Origin of the sequence: Ruminococcus sp. RTP21204st1_B2_RTP21204_210225 (assembly GCF_040914135.1) — a bacterium.
Lineage (GTDB): Bacteria > Bacillota > Clostridia > Oscillospirales > Ruminococcaceae > Hominimerdicola > Hominimerdicola aceti.
In genome coordinates this window covers 1-1,545 of record NZ_JBCPGA010000113.1, presented here as the reverse complement: position 1 = coordinate 1,545, position 1,545 = coordinate 1, and the positions used below count along the sequence as shown (strand labels likewise).

The window sequence follows — 1,545 nt, the reverse complement described above, 5'->3', positions numbered from 1 at the left end:
CGTTACGAATATATTCTATCGCCGTCATATTAGTGAGGAATAAATACAGCTCATCAACTGCCGCAACAGTATTTCCCCTGCCTAAAAGCTGATCAGACATATATGACAAGATGTTGAACAGCAGAGTATCTTTCAGCCGTTTGTTTGTATCCATAAGACCTTTTACTCCGAAACAGATAAACTCGCCGTTCTTGATGTTGGTGCATCCGTTGAAGTACTTCGACTCTGCTCCTTTGCACATACTGTGCAGTCCAAGACAGATGTTCTGTAACATTTCTTCGGTATAGAGATGTTTCTTCTCGTGATCGAATGCCATAAATTCCTTTTCTATGAGTTCGTATAGATCGCTCATAATCGGATAATCCTCGTTTTTCTGCGTACTGAAATCCGTAAAATCATCTATGCCGAATCTTGCGTACAGCTTCATCAGCATAATTTCGATCGTATCTATCTCTGCGTCTGTGAAGTCCTTGTACGCTCTGAAAAAATCCTTGAGATAGCTGATGTGCTGACTAAGTCGGGTGACCTTGCGGAACGCTTCGGGCGAATCGGAATCCGCTCTGTCGCCGTCACCCCATGCTTTCGGTTCAAGAGGATTGATCATATACTCACCCGACATCATGTCAATGTAGGTGCCGCCGAGATTTGAACAAAGGTCATGGTACTCGGCTTCCGGGTCTAAACAGAGGATAGATTTGCCTGCCTCACGCTGATTGCACAGCAAAAGCTTCATCAAGTACGACTTACCCTGACCGCTGTTGCCGAGAATGAGAATATTGCTGTTTGTCTTGTCCTCGGTACGTCTGTCGAAGTCCACAAGCACATTGCTGCCGTACTTATCTCTGCCGATATAGAATCCGTTTTTGTCGGTCTTTCCTGAATAATTCAGAGGATAAAGATCAGCCACAGAACTTGCAGGAAGAACACGTTCAAACTGACTTGCAAACACGTTATTGCCCGCAGGATGAACAGACAAGAACCCCTCTTTCTGACGCAAAAGCAAACGGTCAACGGATATTTTGGAACGTGTCAGTTCCATTTGAATATCAGCCTGCAGTTCTTTCAGCTTGTCCTCAGAGCTTGCTTTTAGCTCAATAAAAACAGCTGTGTGCAGTAAAGGTTCTTTGTTTCTGCGTAGTTCGCTTATCAGCTCCACCACATCATTTATGTTATCCTGAGCCTTTATGCTCTCGTTCACATCATTTACAGTCGTCATCATATGATTTTTCCTCATTGCCTGCTGCACGATCTTTCGCTGTTCTGCGGCGGTAACAAGTCTGTCATATATCCTCAGCGTAACGCCGTTTCTGTCCGCAAGGTGAGCAAGAATAGCAGTTTCTTCTGTGCTCGGCGGATACTCAGTCACAGCCCAGACGCATCTGAAACTGTTTCCGCAGATGTAGTGATCTGTGTAAAAGCGTATAATGCCCGGTGAAATGCGGTCAAAAAAGTCCTTTGTATCGATGACCTCAAGCTGTTCTTCTGACAGTTCTTTTTTCTTTTGCTTTCTACTTCTCATCTGTTTTTCCCTCCAAATCCAATTCC

At 44.4% G+C, this 1,545-nt stretch carries 1 protein-coding gene; it reads right to left on the bottom strand.

Annotation, left to right across the window (positions count from 1 at the left end; translation table 11 throughout):
- The coding region (locus tag AB5123_RS14305) for a VirB4 family type IV secretion system protein (RefSeq protein ID WP_368364997.1) at positions 1-1,519 on the bottom strand (1,519 nt) is incomplete at its 3' end.
- Between the last annotated feature and the right edge of the window lie 26 nt (positions 1,520-1,545).